The sequence below is a fragment of the Actinoplanes sp. ATCC 53533 genome (assembly GCF_003947245.1).
This window is the reverse complement of the sequence record NZ_QHHV01000236.1, coordinates 1-22,836: the sequence shown is the minus strand read 5'-3', so window position 1 is coordinate 22,836 and position 22,836 is coordinate 1. Positions and strand designations below refer to the sequence as shown.

General features: G+C 71.4%; 21 protein-coding genes and 1 pseudogene. 12 read left to right on the top strand and 10 right to left on the bottom strand.

Translation table 11 applies throughout. The annotated features are described in order from the left end of the window. The first annotated feature begins 47 nt into the window (after positions 1–47). From DMB66_RS50680 to DMB66_RS50670, 3 genes are all read left to right on the top strand, one after another. A complete protein-coding gene (locus DMB66_RS50680; protein ID WP_125811269.1) occupies positions 48–1,214 on the top strand; it encodes a sensor histidine kinase in 1,167 nt (388 codons plus the stop codon). Next, positions 1,189–1,851, top strand: coding sequence for a response regulator transcription factor (locus tag DMB66_RS50675; RefSeq protein WP_125811268.1), 663 nt, complete (start codon positions 1,189–1,191; stop codon positions 1,849–1,851). Before DMB66_RS50680 ends, DMB66_RS50675 begins: the two co-directional genes overlap by 26 nt. A gap of 188 nt (positions 1,852–2,039) precedes the next feature. Further along, positions 2,040–3,053: a WD40 repeat domain-containing protein gene (locus DMB66_RS50670; RefSeq protein WP_125811267.1), complete on the top strand. Its 1,014-nt coding sequence runs from the start codon at positions 2,040–2,042 to the stop codon at positions 3,051–3,053. Between the two features lie 160 nt (positions 3,054–3,213). On the opposite strand, the gene DMB66_RS50665 is transcribed toward DMB66_RS50670, so the two are convergent. The 5 genes from DMB66_RS50665 to DMB66_RS50645 form a co-directional block, all read right to left on the bottom strand. After that, on the bottom strand, positions 3,214–4,632 hold the full coding sequence (locus DMB66_RS50665) for a flotillin family protein (RefSeq protein ID WP_125811266.1): 1,419 nt from the start codon (positions 4,630–4,632) through the stop codon (positions 3,214–3,216). A gap of 53 nt (positions 4,633–4,685) precedes the next feature. Beyond that, positions 4,686–5,027: a hypothetical protein gene (locus DMB66_RS50660; protein ID WP_125811265.1), complete on the bottom strand. Its 342-nt coding sequence runs from the start codon at positions 5,025–5,027 to the stop codon at positions 4,686–4,688. Between the two features lie 114 nt (positions 5,028–5,141). Further along, complete coding sequence (locus tag DMB66_RS50655) at positions 5,142–5,954, bottom strand: DUF1963 domain-containing protein (protein WP_158647626.1); 813 nt, start codon at positions 5,952–5,954, stop codon at positions 5,142–5,144. 90 nt (positions 5,955–6,044) lie between these two features. Next, complete coding sequence (locus DMB66_RS50650; protein WP_125811263.1) at positions 6,045–6,953, bottom strand: DUF1295 domain-containing protein; 909 nt, start codon at positions 6,951–6,953, stop codon at positions 6,045–6,047. A gap of 111 nt (positions 6,954–7,064) precedes the next feature. Beyond that, a complete protein-coding gene (locus DMB66_RS50645; protein WP_125811262.1) occupies positions 7,065–8,408 on the bottom strand; it encodes an NAD(P)/FAD-dependent oxidoreductase in 1,344 nt (447 codons plus the stop codon). A gap of 201 nt (positions 8,409–8,609) precedes the next feature. Between DMB66_RS50645 and DMB66_RS50640 the strand changes: the two genes are divergently transcribed. After that, positions 8,610–11,558 carry a family 16 glycoside hydrolase gene (locus DMB66_RS50640; RefSeq protein WP_125811261.1) on the top strand — a complete coding sequence of 983 codons (2,949 nt, stop codon included), beginning with the start codon at positions 8,610–8,612 and terminating at the stop codon, positions 11,556–11,558. Between the two features lie 67 nt (positions 11,559–11,625). Here the strand turns inward: DMB66_RS50640 and DMB66_RS50635 are convergent, their stop codons facing one another. After that, the gene (locus DMB66_RS50635) at positions 11,626–12,420 is read right to left on the bottom strand and encodes a sulfite exporter TauE/SafE family protein (RefSeq protein ID WP_233625418.1); all 795 of its coding nucleotides are present in this window, start codon (positions 12,418–12,420) and stop codon (positions 11,626–11,628) included. A 340-nt stretch (positions 12,421–12,760) separates the two neighbouring features. Here DMB66_RS50635 and DMB66_RS50630 point away from each other — a divergent pair, with 340 nt between their 5' ends. From DMB66_RS50630 to DMB66_RS50620, 3 genes are all read left to right on the top strand, one after another. Further along, positions 12,761–14,944: an AbfB domain-containing protein gene (locus tag DMB66_RS50630; protein WP_125811260.1), complete on the top strand. Its 2,184-nt coding sequence runs from the start codon at positions 12,761–12,763 to the stop codon at positions 14,942–14,944. Positions 14,945–15,042: 98 nt separating this feature from the next. Then, positions 15,043–15,492, top strand: coding sequence for a DUF6153 family protein (locus DMB66_RS50625; RefSeq protein WP_125811259.1), 450 nt, complete (start codon positions 15,043–15,045; stop codon positions 15,490–15,492). Positions 15,493–15,555: 63 nt separating this feature from the next. After that, positions 15,556–16,173, top strand: coding sequence for a DUF305 domain-containing protein (locus DMB66_RS50620; protein WP_125811258.1), 618 nt, complete (start codon positions 15,556–15,558; stop codon positions 16,171–16,173). A 68-nt stretch (positions 16,174–16,241) separates the two neighbouring features. Here DMB66_RS50620 and DMB66_RS50615 read toward each other — a convergent pair whose 3' ends face one another. After that, entirely contained in the window at positions 16,242–16,982 is a 741-nt protein-coding gene (locus DMB66_RS50615) for a helix-turn-helix domain-containing protein (protein WP_125811257.1), read from the bottom strand. An 87-nt stretch (positions 16,983–17,069) separates the two neighbouring features. On the opposite strand from DMB66_RS50615, the gene DMB66_RS50610 reads away from it, so the two are divergent. The 3 genes from DMB66_RS50610 (at position 17,070) to DMB66_RS50600 (ending at position 19,806) form a co-directional block, all read left to right on the top strand. Then, a complete protein-coding gene (locus tag DMB66_RS50610; RefSeq protein ID WP_199753115.1) occupies positions 17,070–18,227 on the top strand; it encodes an MFS transporter in 1,158 nt (385 codons plus the stop codon). Positions 18,228–18,325: 98 nt separating this feature from the next. Next, on the top strand, positions 18,326–18,829 hold the full coding sequence (locus DMB66_RS50605; RefSeq protein ID WP_158647625.1) for a SigE family RNA polymerase sigma factor: 504 nt from the start codon (positions 18,326–18,328) through the stop codon (positions 18,827–18,829). Further along, on the top strand, positions 18,826–19,806 hold the full coding sequence (locus DMB66_RS50600; RefSeq protein ID WP_125811254.1) for a hypothetical protein: 981 nt from the start codon (positions 18,826–18,828) through the stop codon (positions 19,804–19,806). Before DMB66_RS50605 ends, DMB66_RS50600 begins: the two co-directional genes overlap by 4 nt. An 18-nt stretch (positions 19,807–19,824) precedes the next feature. Here DMB66_RS50600 and DMB66_RS50595 read toward each other — a convergent pair whose 3' ends face one another. Further along, positions 19,825–20,022 carry a hypothetical protein gene (locus DMB66_RS50595; protein ID WP_125811253.1) on the bottom strand — a complete coding sequence of 66 codons (198 nt, stop codon included), beginning with the start codon at positions 20,020–20,022 and terminating at the stop codon, positions 19,825–19,827. A 385-nt stretch (positions 20,023–20,407) separates the two neighbouring features. Further along, positions 20,408–20,908, bottom strand: a complete 501-nt coding sequence (locus DMB66_RS50590) for a MarR family winged helix-turn-helix transcriptional regulator (RefSeq protein ID WP_125811252.1) — start codon at positions 20,906–20,908, stop codon at positions 20,408–20,410. 85 nt (positions 20,909–20,993) lie between these two features. Between DMB66_RS50590 and DMB66_RS50585 the strand changes: the two genes are divergently transcribed. After that, positions 20,994–21,569: an NADPH-dependent F420 reductase gene (locus DMB66_RS50585; protein WP_125811251.1), complete on the top strand. Its 576-nt coding sequence runs from the start codon at positions 20,994–20,996 to the stop codon at positions 21,567–21,569. After that, positions 21,566–22,087: a VOC family protein gene (locus DMB66_RS50580; RefSeq protein ID WP_233625417.1), complete on the top strand. Its 522-nt coding sequence runs from the start codon at positions 21,566–21,568 to the stop codon at positions 22,085–22,087. Before DMB66_RS50585 ends, DMB66_RS50580 begins: the two co-directional genes overlap by 4 nt. Positions 22,088–22,149: 62 nt before the next feature. Here DMB66_RS50580 and DMB66_RS50575 read toward each other — a convergent pair. Further along, positions 22,150–22,836 (bottom strand): annotated as a pseudogene (locus DMB66_RS50575) (glycoside hydrolase family 30 beta sandwich domain-containing protein); the annotation flags it as partial.

Below are 22,836 nucleotides of genomic sequence, written 5' to 3'. Positions count from 1 at the left end.
GTTCTTTCGGCCGATGTGCGATCCGGTGCGGTCCCTAGGCTGAGACCGTGTTGAAAGACGACCTGCGAGCCTTCTGGACCGAACCACGCCCGCCCGACGCCCCGGCCCGGGTGTGGCGGGACGGGGTGCTGCTCGGTGCGGGCATGTGCGGTGTGGTGCTGGAGGCCACGCTGCGTACGGATGTCGCCTGGCGGCCGGTGGCCGCACTGCTCGCCGGCTGGCTCGTCGCGCTGACCCTGTGGCGGCGGACCCGCCCGCTGGCGGTGGTCGCGCTCGGCTTCGGCGCGGCCATCCTGCTCCAGCTGGCCACGCTGATCACCGCCCCGCCGCAGCCGGTCGGCCTGTACAGCGGCCTGGTCGTGCTGATCCTGGTGTATGCCCTGCTCCGGTGGGGGTCGGGACGCGAGATCGTCCTGGGCGGCGTGGTGATCCTGGCGACCTTCGCGCTGTCGGTGATCACCGACGACACCCCGGTCGGTGAGCAGATCGGGGGCTTCGTGTTCCTTATGATGCCCGCGGCGATCGGGGCGTCCGTGCGGTTCTGGGGGGCCTCCCGCGAGCGGCAGCTGGAGCAGGCGCGTTCTCTTGAGCGCGAGCGCATCGCCCGGGAGCTGCACGACACGGTCGCCCACCACGTCTCCGCCATGGTGATCCGCGCCCAGGCCGGCCGGGTCCTCGCCGGCGCGAACCCGGCCGCCGCGGTCGAAGCGCTGGAAGGGGTGGAGGAGGAGGGCGCCCGCACCCTGGAGGAGATGCGTGCCATGGTCGCCGCGCTGCGCCACAGCGGCGCCGACCTCGCCCCGCAGGCCGGCGTCGGCGACCTGCGGCGCCTGACGCGTTCCCCGGCCGGTCACCTCCACGTCGACCTGGGCCTCGACGGCGAGCTGGACGAGTTGTCGCCGGCCGTGGACGCGGCGGTCTACCGCATCGTGCAGGAGTCGGTGACCAATGCGATGCGGCACGCCGTCGACGCGACCGAGGTCGTCATCCGGGTCACCGGAGAACCGCAACGGGTACGGATAACCGTCCAGGACGACGGTGCCCGGGCCGGCCGCGGCCGGGAGGGATACGGTTTGGCCGGGCTGCACGAGCGGGTCGCCCTGCTCGGCGGGGAGCTGCGCGCCGGTCCCGGCGCCGACCGGGGCTGGCAGGTGGCGGCCGAGTTGCCGAGGGGAAGGGCAGGCAGGAGTGTCCATTCGCGTAGTCGTCGCTGACGATCAGCCTGTCATCCGTACCGGCCTGCGGGTCATGCTGGACGCCCAAGCCGACATCGAGGTGGTCGGCGAGGCGCCCGACGGGCGCGAGGCCGTCCGCCTCGCTCGCGACCTGCGGCCGGACGTCTGCCTGTTCGACATCCGGATGCCCGAGCTGGACGGGCTGGAGGCCACCCGGCTGCTCGCCGGTCCGGGCGTAGCCGATCCGATGGTCGTCGTCGTGATCACCACGTTCGATCTTGACGAATACGTCTACGGCGCCCTGCGTGCCGGGGCTCGCGGCTTCCTGCTCAAGGACGCCGGGCCGGACCTGCTGGTCCAGGCCGTGCGGTCGGCTGCGGCCGGCGACGCGCTCATCGCCCCGAGCATCACGGTGCGCCTGCTGCAGACGTTCGCGGACATCCCGGCCGGCCGGCCCGCCGTCCAGCCGATCAGCCCGGTCACCGCCCGCGAGGACGAGGTGCTGCTCGCCGTGGCACGCGGGATGACCAACACCGAGATCGCCGACACCCTGCACATCAGCCTGAGCACGGTGAAGACCCACCTGGCGAGCCTGATGGCCAAGCTGGGCGCCCGCAACCGGGTGGAGATCGCGATGTGGGCCTACGAGACCCGCCGGATCATCCCGGCATCCTGATCGTCAGCCTGCGGTTGACGGCGTCACCAAGCAGGCCGCCCGGGAGCGGTTCGTCCTCGAGTCCGACGACGCTGTCCGGGCCGGCCTCGGGCTCACCAAGACCGGCGTCGAACAGCTCGTCGTCGCCGGCCCACGGCCCACGGCCGGCAAGGCTTTCACGGACGTCGATGGTCGGCCAGAATGTGCTGATGGCTTCGTTGTTTCCGAAGTACTGGTCGGTGTGCGGGGTCGCCTCCGGCGGCGCGACACTCGCGGTCGCGGGCCGGGACAGCGGCCACGTCGAAGTGTGGAATCCGGACGCCGGCCGGGCCCGCAAGGTGGGCCGGAGCAAGGGCCCGGCCCTGGCCGTGTGCCCGGTGCGGCTGCGCGGGCGGACGATCGTCGCGTCCGCGGGGGTGGACCACACCATCTGGCTGTGGGACCCCGTCGCCCGTCGCGAGGTCACCCGGTACACCGGGCACCCGACCGAGCGGATCACCCAGCTCTGCGCATACCGGCCGAGTGACGACCGGTTCGGCACGGCGGCAGGCGACGACCTGCTCGTGACGGCCGGTCACGACGGGGTCGTCCTCCTCCTGGACCCGGCCACCGGCGAGGGTGTCCACGTCATGGGCGAGTCGGCCGGGCAGGTGCAGGGGATGTGCCTGTTCCGCGCCGGCGGCGTGGACCTGCTCGCGACGGTGGGGCTCGACGCGGTCGTTCGGATCTGGGACATCGCCGGCGGGACGCTGAAGTTCGCCCTCACCGGTCACGACGGCTGGATCCACGCGGTGTGCCCGGTGACGGTCGGCGGACAGGTGCTCGTCGCCTCCGGGGGCGACGACGGCATCATCAGGCTCTGGGACCCCCTGGGCGGCCAGTTGGTCCGCTCCATGAAACCCCGGGACAGCGTGCATACCGCGGCGATCGAGATGTCCGGCGGAGGCACGATCTACGCCTTGCGCGAGGTGCGATCCCGGCCGGAGCCGTGGCTCGCGGCGGGCGGCGACCTCCCCGGTGTGTGGCTGTGGGACCCGGCGACCGGGCGCGCGGGCGGCTGGGTCGGCTGGGAGGGCGCCCTGGACAACCACCCGCGGTGCGGCTGGGTGCGCACCCTGGCGACGTACCCGACCGAGACGGGACCGCACCTGCTCGTCGCCGGTTACGACGACGCCGTCAAGCTGTTCACCGCGCACGGCCAACCCGGCTTCACCGGATTCTGAGGCTCAAGCCCTATCCGGCCGAGAGCCGAACAGGGCATCAGCATGGTCTACGACACCGTGCACAAGGTGATCGCCGAGGGCAACTTCGTCCTGATCCGTCCGGGCCGGGGCAGGCAGCGGCTACCTGATCGCTGCCCGCGCCGCGAGCTGCCCTACGGGTTCAGTCGGCTGAGCCGTTCTCGCGCTTCGAGTTGCCCAGGTTCGTCAGCAGTTTGGACAGGTTGACCCCGGTCAGGTCGGTCCCGAGCTGCAGGCCCTGTGCCACGTTGTCGGCCACCGCCCGGGTCAGCGCCGTGGCGCCGTCGGTCGAGATGACCGTGAGCTTGTCGATCTCGCCGATCGGGCGGCTCGCCGCGGCCACCACCTTCGGCATCACCCGCACCACCAGGTCGAGCACCGCGGCCTCGCCGTACTGCGCGAAGGCCTCCGCCTTGCGCAGCATCGCCTCGGCCTCGGCCTGGCCGCGGGCCAGGATCGCGGCGGCCTCGGCATGGCCCTCCAGCTCGACCGCCTCCGCCACCGCGGCGCGGTGGCTCCGCTCGCCCTCACCGGTCAGCCTCGCCTGCTCCGCCGCGGCCTGGGCGGCGGCGATGGTGGCTTGCCGCTGGGCGTCGGCGGCCAGCACGGCGGCGCTGCGGGCCGCTTCGGCCTCCTGTTCCACCCGGTACCGTTGCGCGTCGGCCGGCTTGCGCACCTCGGTGTCGAGCTGGCGCTGCTTGAGCTCGGCGTTGCGCTCGGCCACCTTCTGCTGCTCGGAGAGCACCATCTGGGCTTGCTCCGCCTCGGCGATCGGGCCGGCCGAGGCCGCTCGGGCCTTGGCCGCGTCCACCTCGGCCCGGATCCCGGCCCGCTTCAGCTCGAGGTTGCGCTCGGCCTCGGCGACCGACTCCTCGGCGAGCAGCCGCGCCTGCTCGGACTTCTGCCGGGCCAGGGCCTCGGCGATGGCCGCGTCCTTGAGCACCCGGGCCGACTCGGGGCGGCCGAGATCCTGCAGGTAGGTGCCCTCGGTCAGGATGTCCTGCACCTGGAAGGTGTCCAGGACCAGGCCCTGGTTGGTCATCGAGTGCTCGGCCTCCTCGGCCACCGCGTTGGCGAACGCGCCCCGGTCGCCGATGATCTCCTCGATGGTGAGCCGGCCGACGATCGCCCGCAGCGAGCCGGCCAGCACCTCGCGGGTGAACTGCTCGATCTCCTTCTGCTGGTGCAGGAAACGCTGGGCCGCGGCCCGGACGGCGTCCTCGGTGCCGCCGACCTTGACGATCGCCACGCCGTGCAGATTGGCCCGGATGCCCAGCTTGCTGACCGCGCCCTGGATGTCGACCGAGATCCGCCGGCTGGACAGGTCGAGCGACTGTTTACGTTGGACGATCGGGAGCACGAAGACCGAGGCGCCCATGACGACCTTCTGGCCGGACAGGTCGGTCGAGCGGATCCCGGCCGAGCTGGTGATCATGCGGCCCTTGCGGCCGGTGATGATGAACGCCTCGTTCGGCCCGGCGACCTTGATCCGGGAGAGGACGGTCAGAATGAGCAGCAGGGCCACCAGCACTCCGCCGGCGGTCACGATGAGCAGGGTCATGTCGGATCCTTCTGTCGGTCGGGTCGGCGGCTTCGAACGGGTGAGCTGTGCGGTTACAGGCCGGGTCTGATCGGCTCGACCAGGACGCTGGTGTCGGAGGGTGCCTCGATCACGAAGATCTCGGTTCCCAAGGGGATCGGGCGCGTCGCCAGGGCGTGCAGCTTCCTGGGCTGACCGGCGACCCTGACCTGGACCTCGCCGTAGCCGTCGGCCGGGATCGACGTGACGACCACCCCGATCGAGCCGATCAGGTCGATCCGGCCGGGGGTGCCATCGGTGTGGATGTCGCGGGCCCAGCGGGACAGCCGGACGGCGAACGGCCAGCCGAGCATCAGGCCGAAGACGAGGGCGCCCAGCGCTCCGATGATCAGCAACGGCAGTTCTGGCCGATCCACCGGTCCCCCTGCTGGCGTGCTCGCCACTGGCGCCTGAGGCACCGGCGGACGTGAATCACTCCGCACCGCGATGGTATCGACGCGGTGCCACTGCGCGATACGCCGACAGTGGCGTCAGGTGCCCGGTTCGAAGAGGATCTCGGCCTTGGCGAGGTCGCCTGCGGCGAGGGCGTCGCGATCCACGAGCACGTGGAACTGGCCCTCGCCGAAGGCTTCCCGGGCCAGGCTGTATCCGTCGAGGCTCACCAGCAGGACCTGCCGGGCCGGGTCGTAGCACTCGGCCATCTCCGCACGGAAGAGGTTCGCGTCACCGAGCATGCGGCCCACGCCCTCCGCGACCCCACCGGCGGCCTCGATGGCCCGCTCGATGGCCTGCTCCACGTCGTAGTCGAACCTCTGCGCCTCGGGTCTGCCGTCCGCCGGCTGCGGATCCTGGCACCCGAACGACGGGCCGACCCGCAGCGCGCACTCGGGCAGGATGGCGTCGAGTGCGGCGAGTTCGGCGGGCGCCTCGGCGACCGCCAGCGGACCCGGCGCCGGGTCGTGCACCAGCGCCGTGGTCTCGTCGTCGATCTCATATCCGTACGCCCGGTCGCCGTCGGCGATCGAGAAGAGGTAGAGCATGCCGGTCGCCGGCAGCCGGCCGGGGGCAGCCGCTGCGGCCTCGGCGAGGTTGATCTGGCAGACCAGCGCCAGCGGCTCGTCGGTGTCCTCCTCGGTCGGCCACACGAACCCGGCAGCGACGTGCGGCAGACCGCCGGTCTTGGACGCGCCGAGCGGCACCGGCCCGCCGTCCCCGTTGTCGTGGTAGGCGAGGCCGACCACCGGCTGCAGGGCGGCGGCGATCTCCTCGACGAGCTCCACCGACGTGCGCGGCTCGGCCCGCAGCCGCTCCAGAACGTCGAATCGGAACCGCTGTTCGTCCACGACCGGAGTCCTCTCCTCGGCGGTCGGGCGGGCCCGCCCGCCGGAACGGTATCGAACCCTGCCGACGCTGACCAGCCTCCAGCGGGGCCGCTAGGTGCGGCGGGGCCGGCGGGGGAGGAGGGCTGGGACGCGACGCATGTGGTCGGCGTAGGACGGCCGGCGGGTCAGGGATCTGCGGTCCAGCATGGGCACGCTGACGAACGTGAAGAGCAGGACCATGATGATCGGGCCGAGGACCGTCCACCACCAGGACGGGGCGGCGGCCAAGCCGAACAGCCACATTCCCCACCAGAAACCGATTTCGCCGAGGTAGTTGGGGTGACGCGAATAGCGCCACAGCCCTCGATCGAGGATCTTGCCCCGGTTGGCGGGATCGCGCGCGAACCGGCGCAGTTGCCGATCCGCGACGGTCTCGATGGCGATAGCGGCGCCCGTGACGACAATCGCGGCGACGTCCGCGAGGCCCCAGGGCCTTCCGGTCTCCGTCACGGCGGGCCAGACCGGGAGCAGGCCGGCGAAGACCACCAACGTGGGCATGAGCTGGATGCCGGCGAGATTGACCAGCCACCACGGCACCAGGCGCGGGCGTTCCTCGCGCAGCTGCACGTAGCGCCAATCCTCGTGGTGCAGGCCGTGCCACGACGACGCCCAGTTGGCGGTCAGCCGGATCGCCCAGGCGAGCACGAGCAGGACCACGGCCGTCTGGCGGCCGGTGAGCAGGGCGGGGTCGGCGCCGGTCCGCCAGAGCACCCACGCGACGACGACCACGGCCGGTGCGACGCTCCAATAGGGATCGTAGAGGCTCGCGTTGGCGACGACCATGCTCGCGGCGAACACCACGACGGTGGCGACGAGGTCGGCGTAGAACGTGAGCAGCAGCGGATGCTGGCTCGGGCGGGCGGCGACCACGGCCCACGCGGCGAGGCCGGCCACGACGTAGCTCGAAGCCACGACGGCGAAGCCCGCGGCCAGGTGCCGGGCGACCCGGTCCGCTGCCATGCGCAGAGCCTAGCCAAATACCACCGACTTCGGTGTGCGGCGTCGGTCGGGTTTGGCCTCAGCCGGCCACCGCCCGCTCGACCACGGTCAGGTAGGCCTGCCGCGCGGCGATCAGCGACCCGACAGTGGTGAACTGACCGTCGGCGAACCGGTCCGGGCGCGGACCTCCTCGGACAGCAGCGCGGCGGGCGGGTCGACCAGCGATGTCACCCGGATGAAGGCGGTCGCCAGGTCGGCGTCGTGCACCGCGGCCTGCTGCAGCCGGGCGAGGTAGTCGCTGGTGAGCGGTGACGGCGGCAGCGCCGGCCCGGTGACGCCGGGCAGCGCCAGGTCGGCGCCCGCGGCGAGCGCCCACGGCGCGTCGAGCAGCCTCGACTGGGCGGCGAAGAACGACAGCGGGTCCGGGCCGGCCGGCGCCCGCAGGTGATCACGCAGCGCCGTCGCCGTGGCCGCGGCGACCGTCATCCCCTGGCCGTACACCGGGTTGAAGGCGCACACGGCGTCGCCCAGGACCAGGAAGCCGGTGGGGAAGTCGGCGAGCTGTTCGAAGCGGCGCCGCACGTACGTCGGGCAGCGGAACGTGTCGGGACCGCCGAGCGGCGTGCCGGCCCGCACGATCTCGTACGTGTCAGGCACCGCCAGCGTGCGCGCGTACGCCGTGAAGGACTCCAGGTCGGCGGGTGGGCGTTCGCCCAGCACGCCGGCGAGGGTCACCATGGCGCGGCCGCCCTCCAGGCGCTGCGCGATCCCGCTGCGGCGCTGGCCCGGGAAGCGGGTGGTGGCCACGAACAGGTCGTCGCCGAACGTTCCGGCCGGCATGGCGAACACCCGGGTGGCGTAGCTCAGGTCGATGCCCACGACGTCCTCGTCGGGCGGGGCGTAGCCCAGGTCGGCCAGCCAGCGTGGCGCTCGGGACGCCCGGCCGCTGCAGTCGACCACCAGGTCGGCCGGCAGCACCCGGGAACCCTCGCCGCGGCTGCCGGTGACCCGCGCGCTGATGACCCGGCGGCGGTCCGGTGTCGTGCCGATCCCGACGATGTCGTGGCCGTCCAGGATGGTGACGTTGGCCCGGCGCCGGACCGCGTCGCGGATCCCCGTCTCGATCAGCGGCCGGCTGGCCGACAGCGCCGTCAGCCCGGTCACGGCCTGGCGTAGCAGTGACCCGTTGAGATACCAGCGGACGTTGCCCAGGATGTCGCCCAGCAGCGCGCCCCGCGCGACCGCACCGGCGGTGAAGCCGGGCAGCAACTCCTCCACCAGGCGCAGGCCCGACGGCAGGAAGCCGTGCACGTGCCGCCCGTGCGGCACGCCGCGACGGTGGTCCGGGTGCGACGGCAGGGTGTCGCGCTCGACCACGACGACGCTGCGGTAGCTGTCGGCCAGCACGATCGCGGCGAGCAGACCGGCCACGCTGCCACCCAGCACCACTGCCCGATCCCGGTCATGAACCGCCATGGACCCACCTCCTACCGCCGAGCATCCCGGCCGCCGCGGCGGGGTGCTGTTTATCAACGGACAGGCGGAGTGTCAGATCTTGGGGACTTTTGTCTCCGGGAAAGAAAGTTAGAAGATAACCATCGAAAGATATGGACGCGGGATCGAAAGTCGACCAAGCTATTCACACCTCTGAATCATGCTGGTAACCGGGGAGCGCCCATGAAACGTTGGCTAGTGGCCGCCTTACTCATCGGAACCTTCACCTCCGCACCCGCGCACGCCGCCGACCTGCCGCCCCAGGAGCCAGGCGTAACCCTTCGGACGTACGACATCGGGCTGCCCCTCAACCGCATCTGCGACCTCAAGCCGGGCCAGACGCCCAACGTGGACAAACTGATGCCCACAGTGGACTGGTCGACCGACGAGCAGTTCGGCCTGGCGGACGACTTCGTCACGCACGCGCTGGCCAACCTCACCGTGCCCGCCGGCGGCAGCTATCTCTTCCGGCTGACCAGCGACGACGGCTCGAAGCTGTGGATCGGCGACACGCTCGTGGTCGACCACGACGGACTGCACGGCGCCGAGCCCAAGGACGGCACGATCACCCTGGCCGCGGGGGTGCACCCGCTGCGGGTCGAGCACTTCGAGCGTGGCGGCGGTCAGCAGCTCACGCTCGCCTGGCGGCCGCCGGGCGCGGGCGACTTCGCGGTGGTGCCGACCAGCGCGCTGAGCACCGACGCCGGAGTGGTCCGGGTGACCGCGCCGGGGCGCAAGGAGTGCACAGCCGGCACCGACACGCCGGGCGACGGGCTGCCGCTGACCGCCGTGCACCCCGGCTACGACCTCACCAACCTCCGCCCGCCGGGCTTCGAGCCGCAGGTCACCGGCATCGCCTGGCGGCCCGACGGCAAGATGGTGATCAGCACCTGGGGCGGCTCGGACAAGCTGGCCGGCGAGGTGTATCTGGTGGCGAACGTGACCGGCAAGACCGGTCCGGCGGGTGTCACCTACCGCAAGCTCGCCGACGGCCTCAAGGAACCGATGGGCGTCGCCGTGGTCGACGGCATGGTCTACGTGTCGCAGAAGCACGAGCTGACGGAGCTGCGCGACACGAACGGCGACGAGGTGCTCGACGCGCGGCGCACGGTCGCCGTCTGGCCGTTCGGCGGCAACTTCCACGAGTTCGCGTTCGGCCTGCTCTACAAGGACGGCAACTTCTATCTGAACCTGTCGGTGTCGATCAATCTCGGCGGCGCGACCACCGACCCGCAGCCGGTCGGCGGCCGCGGCACGAGCATCGTGGTCAACCGGCGCTCGGGCAAGGTCACCACGGTCGCGGGCGGCCTGCGTACCCCGAACGGGATCGGCTGGGGCCCCGGCGGCGACCTGTACGTCACCGACAACCAGGGCGGCTGGCTCCCGTCGTCCAAGCTCCTCAAGATCGAAAAGGGCGCGTTCTACAACCACTACACCAACCCGGACGGCCCGTTCGACGCCGAACCGGTGACCCGGCCGGTGCTGTGGCTGCCGCAGAACCAGATCGCCAACTCGCCCAGCACCCCGGTGCTGCTCAAGACGGGCCCGTACCGGGGGCAGCTGCTGATCGGCGACGTCACCTACGGCGGGCTGCAGCGGGCGTACCTGGAAACGGTGCACGGCCAGGAGCAGGGCGCGGTCTTCCGGCACACCCAGGGCCTGGAGGCCGGCGTCAACGAGGTGTCGATCGGCCCGGACGGCGCGATCTATCTCGGCGGGCTCGGCGCCGAGGGCAACTGGGGCCAGGAGGGCAAGCTTCACCACGGCCTGCAGAAGCTCACCCCGAACGGCACCGACGTCTTCGACATGAGGACCATGAAGGCCACCGGCACCGGCTTCAAGATCGAGTACACCAAGCCGTTGTCCGACGCGACCGTCGCGGCCTTGCCCACCGCATACCGGGTGGAGCAGTGGCGCTACGTGCCAACCGCGCAGTACGGCGGGCCCGAGGTGGACCAGGAGACGCTGGCGGTGACCGCCGCCAAGGTCTCCGGCGACCGCAAGACCGTCACGCTGTCCGTGGCCGGGCTGCGCCGCGACCGCGTGGTGCACCTGCGCTCGCCGCGCCCGTTCAGCGCCCGGGACGGCGAGGCACTGTGGAGCACCGAGGCCTGGTACACCATGAACGAGGTCCCCGGCCAGCAGGCGCAGCAGATCTACTACGAGGCCGAGGAGGGCAACCGGGAGGGCGGTGCCACGCTCGCCACCGACCACCGCGGCTTCTCCGGCATCGGCTTCACGGCCGGCTTCGGCGCGCTGAACGCCTCGACCACCATGCACGTCACGGTGGACAAGGCCGGCGACCACGCGGTGGGGCTGCGCTACTCCAACGGTCCCAACCCGTTCAGCGGCACCAAGACGGTGAGCGTCCACGTCAACGGGCGCAAGATCCGCCAGATCGCGCTGCCGTCCACGGTCAGCTGGGACGAGTGGGCCACTGCCACGGAGACGCTGCCGCTCCGCAAGGGGGTGAACGCGATCCAGTTCCGGGTCGACGCCACCGACACCGGGCACGTCAACCTCGACCTGATCAGCGTGCGCAGGCCGGGGGCGCGGATAGCCCTCTTCGACGGGCACGGCCTGGACAACTGGCAACACACCGACGGGCGGCGCCCGCAATGGCCCGCGGTCGCCGGTGGCGCGACCGAGGTGTGCTGCGGTGACCTGCGCACCAAGGAGGCCTTCCGGGACTACAAGCTGCATGTCGAGTTCAAGGTTCCGTTGCTGCCCCCGGAGGTGACCGGGCAGAACCGTGGCAACAGCGGCGTCTACCAGCAGGAGAGATACGAGATCCAGATCCTTGACTCGTACGGGGACCCGACGCTCGACAACAACGAGGCGGGCTCGATCTACCTGCACAAGGCCCCGGACGTGAACGCGTCCACCGCGCCGGAGACGTGGCAGAGCTACGACATCACGTTCCGCGCGGCCCGCTACGACGCGGCCGGCGCCAAGACCGAGAACGCCCGCGTGACCCTGGTCTGGAACGGCCGGAAGGTGCACGACAACGTGGCGATCCCCGGCGGCACCGGCGGCAACATCCCGGAGGGCCCGGCCACCGGCGCCATCCGCCTGCAGGACCACGGCAACAAGGTGCAGTACCGCAACGTCTGGATCGAACCGGCTCCCTGACGGTCATCGAGGACGGGCGGCCCCGGCGGCGATGTCGCCGGGGCCGCCCCGCCGGGGTGCGAGGCCGTCATCCGAAGATCAGCATGCGGACGATCGCCGCGACCCCGACAACGACGATCAGCGCCCGCATCAGCAGGGGCGGCAACCGGCGGCCGAACCGGGCGCCGACGACGCCGCCCACTGTCGCGCCGACCGCGATCAGCGCCACCACCGTCCAGTCGACCGACCCGGGGGAGACGAGCAGGAAGGTGACGGCGGCGATCGCGTTCACCGCCGTGGTGAGCAGATTCTTCAGCCCGGTGATCGACTGGATGCCCTCGGACGTCAGCAGGCTGAGCAGGCCGACGATCAGCACGCCCTGGGCGGCGCCGAAGTACCCGCCGTAGATGCCGAGCAGATAGATGCCGGCGATGACGGTCGCGAGCCGCGGCCGGGTCAGCGTCGCCAGGCGGCCGGAGTCCGCGGTGGCGTCCCGCCCGCGAGTGGCGCGCCGCTGCAGGGCCGGACCCCACACGACCATGCACAGGCCGACCGCGATCAGCACGGGGACGATCGTGCGGAACGCGTCGTCCGGCAGGATCAGCAGCAACAACGCGCCGGTGATACCGCCGAGCAACGCCGCCGGCAGCATGCCGCGCAGCTCGCGGCGGCGACCGCTGAGCTCGTGCCGGTAGCCGACCGTGCCGCTGATGCCGCCGCCGACCAGGCCGATGTTGTTGGACACGTTCGCCACCAGTGGCGGGTATCCGAACAGCAGCAGCGTCGGAAACGTCACCAGCGTTCCCGAACCGACTACCACGTTGATCATTCCCGCCCAGAACCCGGCGGCCAGGATCGCCAGCGTCTCCACCACGCCCACCATGATCGCGTGTCACGGTCATCCGGCACGCCGGGGAGGCTCGGCGCGCCGGATCACTCCAGCAACACTGTGACCGTACGTGATGGGCTTGAGGGTTTGACCCGGATATAGCGCGCATATCGCGGATAGTCTCGCCCGCTTGATTACCCACCGTGTGGTCGGCATGTTCACCGTTCTCGGGGATGGCGGCTGCTGGAACAAGCCCGAGGACGGCCTGGTAGGCGTCGCGGAACTGGCCGGTCGGTTGACCGGTTAAGCGGTCCCGGAGCCGACCATGGAGACCTCGAATCGGGTACCGGGTGGCGCAGTTCGGGTACCCCCCCGCCGTCATGGAAAGAGTTCAATGATTTCTTTTCGCTCCCCGGTAGCCCGCGCTCATCTGATAGCGGAGTCGGCCCTCGTCGCGCTCGTGCTGGGCGTCGGCGCGGTGGCACTGCCCGGTCCGGGCCTGGCCGCGCCCGGGCCGACGGTCACCGGCGGCACCCCCGTCGCGCTGGCCCAGCCGGCCGACCCGTTCCTCGGCACGCTGGCACCCAGCGCGGACGCGGACGTGACCGGCATGTACGCGCCCCAGGTGGCCTGGCCGCTGGTGGCGATCCACGCGGCCCTGCTGCCGAGCGGCCGGGTGGCCAGCTACGGCTCACCGGTGAACGCGGCCCGGCAGGGCGGCGTCGTCTACGACGACTGGAACCCGGCCGCCGGCACCGGTGCCGCTAGCCATCGGCAGTTCGCGTCGATGCACGACTACGACAGCTTCTGCAACGCCCTGGAATTCCTGCCGGACGGCCGGGTGCTGATGGTCGGCGGCAACTCCACGACCGCCAGCATGGTCTACGAACCCGCCAGCGGCGCGCAGACGATGGGCGCCCAGCTCACCCAGCAGCGGTGGTACGCCTCGGTGCTGCGGTTGCCCGACGACCGCGTGCTCGTGCTGGGTGGCGCGGACTACTACAACACCGGCGCCTACCGGACCCCGGCCGACAACACCAAGGTGGCCACCACCCCGGAGATCGGCACCGGCACCGGCGCGTGGACCAGGCTGACCGGCGCCACCAGCACCGTCGCGTTCGGGGCCGAGGACAACCGGTGGTGGTATCCCCGGGCCTCCATCGCGCCGGACGGGCAGGTCTTCGGCGTCTCGTACAACCAGATGTGGAAGCTGGACCCCACCGGGACCGGCTCGGTCCGCTCGCTGGGCACCATCCCGAACCCGATCGGTGCCTCCGGCTCCTCGGTCTCCTACGCACCCGGCAAGCTGCTCTTCGCCGGCGGCGGCCAGCGGTTCAACGAGACCGCCGAGGTGGCGACGAACGCGGCGACCGTCGTGGACGTCACGCCCGCCACGCCCGTGGTCCGGTCGGTGGCACCGATGCGGCTGGCCCGCAACTGGCTGAACCTCACCATGCTCGCCAACGGCGAGGTGTTCGCCAACGGCGGCACCCGGGTCGGCACCCAGGGCGGAGCGGCGAACTCCGCGTACCAGTCCGAGGTGTGGAATCCCGTCACCCAGCAGTGGCGCGCCGGGGCGACCGCCCAGCGCATCCGGACCTACCACTCGGTGTCGCTGCGGCTGCCCAGCGGTTCGGTGCTCACCTCCGGCGGCGGCCTGCCCGGACCGGAGAACAACTTCAACTCCGAGATCTACTACCCCGCGCACCTGTTCAGCCGGGACGCCGACGGAGTGGTCCGGTGGGCGTCGCGGCCAGAGATCCGCACGATGAGCGGCACGGTCGGCTACGGCCGCACCCTGACCCTGGGCATGAGCGACGCCCGGCAGCTCGCCTCGGCCTCGCTGACCAGCCTCAGCCGGGTCACCCACTCCTACAACACCGACCAGCGGCAGGTGCCGCTGACCGTGGCCCAGCAGGGCGACAGCGTGCGCGTCACGCTGCCGGCGGACCGCAATGCCCTGCCGCCGGGCTCGTACCTGTTGCAGGGGGTGGACACGGCCGGAGTGCCCACGCCGTCGCAGATCATCACGCTGCGCCGCGACGGCACGCCCGGAACGGTGACGGTCTACGAGGCCGGCCAGGAGACCCCCGCCGAGACCGGCGGCACCAGCGAGCCCGGCACCGTGCCGCTGACTCCGGAAACCACGATCGGGCTGGAGGCGGTGAACTTCCTCGGGTTCCGGGCCCGGCACCAGAACTACGCCGGCAAGCTCAGCGCCGTCTCCGCGGCCAGCTCCGCCCTCGACCGGGCCGACTCGTCGTTCCGGGTCCGCGCCGGTTTGGCCGATCCCGCCTGCGTCTCGTTCGAGGCCGTCAACTTCCCGGGCTACTACCTGCGACAGCAGGCCTTCACCGTCTACCTGCGGCGCTCGGACGGCACCGCGCAGTTCGCCCCGGACGCCACCTTCTGCGCCCGGCCGGGCCTGACCGGCCAGTTCACGTCCTTGCAGGCGTACGGCCACCCCGACCGGTATCTGCGCCATCGCGGCTACAAGCTCTACGCCGACGTCTTCGACGGCTCCGAGCTGGCCCGCAAGGACATGACCTTCGCCGTCCGTCCGGCCCTGGCCGGCTGAGCCGGCGGGCCGGCCGCTCGGAACGCTGGACGTGGGGGCGCCGCGCGCGCGACCTGTGTCAGGTGAACCGAGTGGCGGCCCGGCGCGTAATTGTCGGTATGACCGACTACCGTGGGCGCGTGCTCGGCGGTGTGGCGGTCAGTGGGCGGATAGCCCGGCTGGTCCTGCTCGCGTGCACACTGTTCGGCCTGGCGGCGATGCACACCATCGGCCATGGTGGCGGCGGCCACGCCGCTCACCATGACGAGCCGCGGGCCGCCGCTGTGGGCATGGCCCTCACAGTGGGCGACACGGCGTCCGACGGCTGCGAGTGTGACCACACGGCGACGCAGCCCATCGGCAGCAGCGGGATGAGCGGCTGGGGTTTGTGCGTGGCGGTGCTCGGTGCGCTCGCCGTCGCGGTGCTGCTGGCCGCGCTCCTGCTGGGCGCCGTGACCGGCCGGCATCCACTGCGGACGGCCCGCGGTCCCTGCCGCCGGGCGCCTCGCGCTCCACCCGTTCTGCCGTTCGGTCTCACGCTCGCCACGGTGTCGGTGCTGCGGACGTAGGGGATCCGGGCACGTTCCGGTTCCCGTACGCGATTCTTACCGACCCCGAAAGGCTCTTTTGTGATGACTCGTACCCTCGTGCGCCGGGCCGCTGTCGCCGGCACCGCCCTGGTCGCCGGCCTCGCGCTCGGTGCCTGCGGCGGCTCCTCCGGCGACCACGGCGGCATGCCCGACATGGGCGCGGCTGCCGGCGCCGCGCCGGGCAGCAGCGCGGCGGCGGTGTCCAACGAGGCGGATGCCGCCTTCGCCGGGCACATGATTGTGCACCACCAGCAGGCCGTGGCCATGGCGGACCTGGCCGCGAGCCGGGCCGGCAGTGCCGAGGTCAAGAAGCTCTCGGCACAGATCAAGGCGGCGCAGAGCCCGGAGATCGCCACCATGACCGGCTGGTTGCGGTCCTGGGGCCAGCCGGCCTCGCCCGCCGGCATGGACATGGGTCACGGCACCATGCCGGGCGTGATGTCCGATGACGACATGAAGAAGCTGGCAGCCATGTCCGGCACGGAGTTCGACAAGGAATTCCTGCGGATGATGATCGCGCACCACGAGGGCGCCATCGAGATGGCCAAGGAGGAGACCTCCGGCGGCGCCAGCGCGGACGCCAAGGCCCTCGCCCAGCAGATCGGCACCAGTCAGCAGGCCGAGATCGACGCCATGAAGCAACTCCTCGGCAGCCTGTAGCCGCACACGCGCACCCCGGCCGGGCAGCCCGGCCGGGGTACGCGTCCCGACGGCCAGCCCTTTCCCGGTCAGCGCAGGTGCGCACCGGGGGTGTGCCCGAAGGCCTGCCGGAACACGTCGATGAAGGCGCTGGCCGACGCCCACCCGCATTGCCTCGCGACCGTGGTGACCGGGGCATGGCCGGCGAGCAGCAGCAGTGCGTGGTGCAACCGGAGCTGGGTGCGCCACTGCGGGAAGGTCATGCCGAGGTCTGATTGGCACAGCCGGGTCAGAGTGCGGTTGCTGGCACCCACCTCCCGGCCGAGCGCGACGAGCGTACGCCCGTCCGCGGGGTTTGCCCGCAGGATGGCGCAGACCGCGCCCAGCCGGGGGTCGGCGGGGGTCGGCAGATGCAGCGGCTGGTGCGGTGAGGTGCACAGCTGATCGAGCAGGACCGCGCGCAGCCGCTCGCGTGCCGGGCCGTCGTCGTGCGGCGGCCGGGTGTAGGCGAGGATCAGCTCACGCAGCAGCGACCCCACGCCGAGCACGGTGGGCCGGTCGAGCCCCAGCGGGTTGTCGGCCGGGGACAGGCCGACCAGATGCAGCTCGCAGTCGCCGTGCGCCTGGTGGGCGTGGACCGTGCCGGCCGGGATCCAGATCGCCCGGGTGGCGGGCACCACCCACGAGCCCTCGTCCGTGCTCACGGTGAGCACGCCGCGGCCCGCGTAGACGATCTGATGGTCGTCGTGCCGGTGAGCGTCGATGGCGGCCCGGGCGGGCAGCGACTGGGCCCGGGTCGGGGCGATGGCGACGTGGCGAGTTTCAAGCATTGAATGGCAGTTTATCGGAAGCGCGACACCATGAGTTCCCGCGACGATTGTTGAATGCGGAGAAACAGGTCGATACTTCTATTGTCGATGGGGCACGCTTGTGTGGACGTCTACCAGGGCGCCGTCACGGCACTGGTGCCGTTCTTCATAGCCGAACGGGAGTACACCTACGCCGCCGCCTCGGGCCTGGTGCTGGCGGCCTCGTTGCTCTCCTCGGTGGCGCAGCCGTTCTTCGGCGCCATCACCGATCGGTGGGCGCTTCCCTGGCTGTTGCCGGCGAGCACCGTCCTGTCCGGTGTCGGCATCGGACTCAGCGGTGTCAGCGGCTCGTACGGGTCGACCCTGGTTTTCGCGGCCATCGCCGGCATCGGCGTCGCCGCCTACCATCCCGAGTCCGCCCGCCTCGCCCGCCAGGCCAGCGCGGGCAGCCACGCCGCGATGGGCTGGTTCTCCCTCGGCGGGAATCTCGGATTCGCGTCCGCGCCGCTCATGGTCACCGCGGTGGTCGCCGGCGGCGGCCTGCGACTGACGCCGGTGCTCATTGTCCCCGCCCTGGCCGGAGCGGCGCTGTGCCTTCCCCTGCTGCGCGCGCTGCGGGCCACGCCCGGCACCGGCTCCGCGACCCGGGCAGGCATCGACGACCCCCGGTCGTTCGCCATCCTGTCGCTGGCCGTCATCTGCCGCTCGATCGTGTTCATCGGACTGGGCACCTTCGTGGCGCTCTACGCCCAGGAACGCACCGGCGGGGGCCCTTCGGCCGGCGCCGTCGCGCTGTTCCTGCTCTACCTGGGCGGTGCGGTCGGCACCGTGGCCGGCGGCCGGCTGGCCGACCGCCGGGGCCGCGTCACCGTGGTGCGCTGGTCCTACCTGCTCGCTCTCGTGGCCACCGCCGGGGTCGTCGTCGTGCCCGGGCCGGTCTTCTATGTGTTCGTGGCGCTGACCTCGGCGGGCCTCTACATCCCGTTCTCGCTGCAGGTCACGCTCGGCCAGGACTACCTGCCCAGCCGGGTCGGGACGGCCAGCGGAATCACGCTGGGCCTGACGGTCAGCGTCGGGGGCCTGGCGAGCCCGCTGATCGGCGCGCTGGCGGACGCCACGTCGCTCCGGACGGCCCTGATGCCGCTGATCGCTTTTCCCGGCCTGGCCTGGCTGCTGTTCCGCTTCCTCACCGAGCCGCCCGCGCCACGGCTCGGTGTCCCGGCGCTCCCGTCGCCGGGTAGTGGCGGTGTTCCTGGCGGTGGGTAGTGGCGGCGTTCCTGGCGGTGGGTAGGGCCGGTGGCAGGACCGGGGGAACCATCGGGCGGGTCCAGGGCCCTTAATGGGGTATGGGCTTGCTTCGCAGCGTGGAACTCGCCGGTTACGAGGAGTTCGTGGCCAGCCGGTATCGCGAGATCGTTCGCTTGGGTGCGTTGCTGACCGGTGACGGCCGGTTGGGTGAGGACCTGGCCCAGGAGGGTCTGATCGCGGCGTATCGATCGTGGCATCGGTTGGCTGTGCCGGAGGGGCGGCCGGAGGCGTACGTGCGGCGGGTGATGGTTCGTGCGGCGATGCGGGCTCGGCGTCGGCGCTGGCGGGGTGAGGTGCCGGCGGAGGTGGTGCCGGATGCGCCGGGTGGTGGGTTCGCGGATCAGTCGGATTTGAGTGTGCAGGTGTTCGCTGCTCTGCGTCGGTTACCGGCTGATCAGCGGGTGGTGCTGGTGTTGCGGTTCTGGGCCGACGCTACCGAGGTTGAGGTGGCGCAGTCGCTGGGTGTGGCGGTGGGAACGGTCAAGAGTCGTACGTCGCGTGCGTTGGCGGCGTTGCGGGCCGGCGGTCTGTTCGTCGATTCCTCGAAGGAGATCTCGTGAATTCCACCGGAGTGAGCGAGCTGCTGGAGCGTGCGGCGGCCTCGGTGACGCCGTCCGAGGTCGATCCCGCTGCGCGGATGGTCAGTCTGGGGCGGCGTAGCGTGCGGCGCCGGCGGGTGTGGGCGGCTGCCGGGTCGGTCGCCGCCGCGGTGGTGGCGGTCGTTGTGGCCGTGCCTCTCGTCATGGCGGCCCCGGACCGGTCCGACGAGGTTTCCGGCACCACGGTGAGCTTCGGTGGCCTGTCGGTCGTCGTCCCGCAGGGCTGGCGGACGAGCAGGGTCACGACGATCGACGTCTGCGTCGCCGAGCCGCGCACGGTCTACCTCGCCGAGGGGTGGTACAACTCGTCGCCGCTGACTCAGGCGCCCGGGAGCACCCCCTTCAGATGCGAGTCGGAAGGTCAGCCGTGGCTGGCCCTCGTTCGGCACAATTGGGGGCAGGCGGTCAACCCGCGGCAGCTGGTGGTCAAGGACGGGCGGCTGCTCCAGGTCGAGCAGGACATCAAACCGTCGGGGTGGAGATACCGGGCCTTCGACCAGGAAGACGCGACGGGAGTCTTCATCTCGGGGGACGACAACGCTCGCAAGGAGCTGCTCAAGCGCGTCACCTGGCCCGCCGGCCCGCCGGCCCCGCCTGCCGGCGGCCTGGCGTTGCCCGACCGCATCACCAGCGCCACCAGCGAATACCGGGGCCCCATGGTCACCGCGACGGACGCCGAGACGCTGAACCGGATCCGGGCATCCCTCGCCGAGCTGCGCGACCCCGTGCCCGCCGGTGAGGAATGCATCCTGCGGACTCCCGGCCGGGTCGGCATCGCCATCGACGGCGTCATCGTGGTGCTGGGCGACGCGACCTGCCCGCAGGCGATCTCGACCGGCGGCGGTCGGGTCCGCGCCCCGGCGGGGCTGGGCAAGGAGTTGCTCGGCCTCATCGTGGCGAGCGACCGTGCCGCGGTCAAGCGCAAGAACAAGAACTGACGAACGCCTCGCGCGCGGCTACCGCGAGGCTGTTACGGAAGTGGTCGTGCGGTGGGCGTAGACGGTGTGCGCGAGGCGTTCCGCGCTGGCGGCGATCCGCAGGACGACGTCGAGGCGCTCGCCCGGCTCGATCGCGCGCGCGTCGGTGAGCTGATGACGCAGACCCCGCAACTCGGCGAGGTGGACGTCGAGTGCGAGGACAACTTCCGCGTGCATTCTGCGCTCCGGGACTTCGGACGGCACTGGACTTCGGACGGCACTGGGCTTTGTCACGGCGCCCGCCCTCTACCGTAAGCACATCGGGCCGATGCCTGACGTACTTTCGTCACAGGTGACGATCACCAGGGCCGATGCCGAGGGTGATCGTCAACGCTGACACCGTGGTGGCCGAGCCGACGTTCACGGTGACGTTTCCGGTGGCGTCGGGGTTGGTTCGCAGGATGCCCTCGCGGGCCACCGCCCGTGGCCCGCTGCCGGATGTTGTTGATCATGTCGGCCCAGGCGCGGCCCGCTCATCGTGATCAACGAATGTGAGATCGAATCTGTCCGGCCGGGCCAGGACGTCACCAGGGCCAGTTGCCCCGGGTGGGTATCGGCGGCGTTAGCTTCGCGGCGGGTCGTACCGCTGGTAGAGCGCCGCCCGGGCGCCGTCGGGGTCGAGCCGGTGCAGGATGGCGTCGGTGATCTCGCCGAGCTGGGTGACCTGCTCGGGGGTGAGCGCGTCGATGACGTTGTCGCGGACGGCCGTCAGGTGGCCGGGAGCACTTTCGCGTATCTTCTGCCAGCCGGCCTCGGTGAGCCGGGCGTTGGTGGCGCGCCGGTCCTGTGGGCAGGGGAAGCGCTCCAGCAGGCCGCGGCCCTCGAGGCGCTGCACCACGTGGGAGAGGCGAGCGAGGGTGGCGGTGGTGTATCCGGCGAGCGTCGTCATGCGCAGCGTGCGGTCGGGCGCCTCGGAGAGCATCGCGAGCACGTAGTAGTCGAAGTGGGTCAGCTGGGCGTCGCGCCGCAGCTGGCTGTCCAGGGCAGCTGGCAGTAGCTCCAGCACGGCGGTCAGCCGTATCCAGGCCGCCAGCTGTTCCGGGCTGAGCCATCGCGTGTCCACGCTCACAGTATGTCAGCAAATTAGTTGTTGCTACAACCTCTGGCTCGGGGCTATGTTGTAGCTACAACTAATTCAGGAGGTCACCATGGCGCACATCAGCATCATCGGCACCGGCAACATGGGGCAGGCCATCTCCGGCCTGGCCGCCAAGGGCGGCAACACCGTCGAGCTGCTGAACAGCTCCGACACCGGCACGGCGGTCACCGGCGACGTCGTGGTGCTCGCCGTGCCGTATGCGTCGGTCGCGACGGTCATCGCCCAGCGCGGTGCGCAGCTGGCGGGCAAGGTTGTCGTCGACGTCACCAACCCGGTGAACTTCGAGACGTTCGACGGCCTGGCCGTCGCGGCCGACGGCTCCGCCGCCGCCGAGATCGCCGCCGCGCTGCCCGATTCGCAGGTCGTCAAGGCGTTCAACACGAACTTCGCGAGCTCGCTGGTGGCCGGCGACGTGGGCGGACAGCCGACCACCGTGCTGCTGGCCGGCGACGACGCGGACGCCAAGGCGCTGCTCGCCGGCGTGGTCGGCGCGGCCGGCCTGCGCGCCGTGGACGCCGGTGGCCTCAACCGGGCCCGCGAGCTGGAGGCGCTCGGTTTTCTGCAGATCAGCCTGGCTGCCGGCGAGAAGATCTCCTGGACCGGCGGATTCGCCGTAGTGGCATGAGCATCGGCCCGGTCCGGCTCAACCACGCGGTCCTGTTCGTCGCCGATCTGCCGCGCGCCGAACGCTTCTACACCGAGGTCTTCGGCATGGAGGTCGCCGCGCGTGAGCCGCGCGGGAACGCGGCCTTCCTGCGCCTGCCACGCTCGGGCAACCACCACGACCTGGGCCTGTTCGGCGTCGGCCCGGCCGCGGCGCCCCGGCATCGCGGCGACATCGGGCTCTACCACCTCGCCTGGCAGGTCGACACGATCGACGAGCTCGAACAGGCCCGCAAGACGCTAGCCGAGGCGGGCGCGCTCACCGGCGAGTCGAACCACGGCGCCACCAAGAGCGTCTACGGCGCCGATCCGGACGGCAACGAGTTCGAGATCATGTGGATGTTGCCGCGCGCGGAGTGGGGCGAGGACGAGCACGCCGCCCCGATCGGCCGGCTCGACCTGGCGGCCGAGGTGCGGCGCTGGAGCGGCGTCGGCACGGCCGGCCGGCTGGTGCCCGGCTCCGCCGCAGCGCCCGCATGACCGCGGGCGCTGCCCGTCGGCCGCAGGCGCCGGGCAGCATGTGACGAGCTCGGCGAGGTCCCTCAGAGGGTGAACACGACCGTGGAGATGCTGCGCGCGGGCACGCTGACGGTGACCTGCCCACCGTTGACACTGGTCGGCTGGCTGGCCGCGTTGGCGTTCTGTGACGTGAGGTAGTACTCCGCCTTCGTGACGTTCTGCGGCGCCTGGAGCACGGCATTGGTGACCGCGCCGGCCGACCGGTTGAGGATGACCAGGGTGATCTTCCCGCCACCCTGGTAGGCGGTCACCTCCAGCGGCGAGGCCTTGGCACTCTTGGTCAGGGCGACCCGCTGGTAGCCGGGGCGGACGTACTTGGCGTACTGCGAGAACGCGTACCCGCGCTTCAGTGGTGCCCCGGCGGTGGTGCCGTAGGCCGCCTCGCCGTCGCCGATGAAGGAGTAGAACCTCTTGCCGTACCACCAGATGTAGGCGTTCCAGTTGGCTTCCATCGATCTGTGCACCGTGCGCGTGATGTCGTCGAGGGTTTCGTCCCAGACCGCTTGGTTGCTGGGGTTGCCCCAGATGGCGGAGCCGCTGCCGTCGGCCTCGTGCAGGTTCCATTCGGTCATCCAGACCGGCTTGTTGTGCTGGGCGGCCAGGGCGTACGGCGCCAGCCGGCCCGCGCTTTCGGTGCCGTAGAGGTGGCCGCCGATGTAGCCGGTGTTGGTGCGGGCGGTCGTGTCGTTCAGGGTCGGATCGGTGTAGCC

Bases quoted from the DNA above. Each gene is read 5' to 3' on its own strand.
- DMB66_RS50625 (WP_125811259.1), top strand. From the start codon at position 15,043: ATGACCGACTACCGTGGGCGCGTGCTCGGCGGTGTGGCGGTCAGTGGG.
- DMB66_RS50650 (WP_125811263.1), bottom strand. From the start codon at position 6,953: ATGGCAGCGGACCGGGTCGCCCGGCACCTGGCCGCGGGCTTCGCCGTC.
- DMB66_RS50635 (WP_233625418.1), bottom strand. From the start codon at position 12,420: ATGGTGGGCGTGGTGGAGACGCTGGCGATCCTGGCCGCCGGGTTCTGG.
- DMB66_RS50610 (WP_199753115.1), top strand. From the start codon at position 17,070: ATGGGGCACGCTTGTGTGGACGTCTACCAGGGCGCCGTCACGGCACTG.
- DMB66_RS50615 (WP_125811257.1), bottom strand. From the start codon at position 16,982: ATGCTTGAAACTCGCCACGTCGCCATCGCCCCGACCCGGGCCCAGTCG.
- DMB66_RS50645 (WP_125811262.1), bottom strand. From the start codon at position 8,408: ATGGCGGTTCATGACCGGGATCGGGCAGTGGTGCTGGGTGGCAGCGTG.
- DMB66_RS50670 (WP_125811267.1), top strand. From the start codon at position 2,040: ATGGCTTCGTTGTTTCCGAAGTACTGGTCGGTGTGCGGGGTCGCCTCC.
- DMB66_RS50595 (WP_125811253.1), bottom strand. From the start codon at position 20,022: ATGCACGCGGAAGTTGTCCTCGCACTCGACGTCCACCTCGCCGAGTTG.
- DMB66_RS50665 (WP_125811266.1), bottom strand. From the start codon at position 4,632: ATGACCCTGCTCATCGTGACCGCCGGCGGAGTGCTGGTGGCCCTGCTG.
- DMB66_RS50580 (WP_233625417.1), top strand. From the start codon at position 21,566: ATGAGCATCGGCCCGGTCCGGCTCAACCACGCGGTCCTGTTCGTCGCC.
- DMB66_RS50620 (WP_125811258.1), top strand. From the start codon at position 15,556: ATGACTCGTACCCTCGTGCGCCGGGCCGCTGTCGCCGGCACCGCCCTG.
- DMB66_RS50640 (WP_125811261.1), top strand. From the start codon at position 8,610: ATGAAACGTTGGCTAGTGGCCGCCTTACTCATCGGAACCTTCACCTCC.
- DMB66_RS50630 (WP_125811260.1), top strand. From the start codon at position 12,761: ATGATTTCTTTTCGCTCCCCGGTAGCCCGCGCTCATCTGATAGCGGAG.
- DMB66_RS50585 (WP_125811251.1), top strand. From the start codon at position 20,994: ATGGCGCACATCAGCATCATCGGCACCGGCAACATGGGGCAGGCCATC.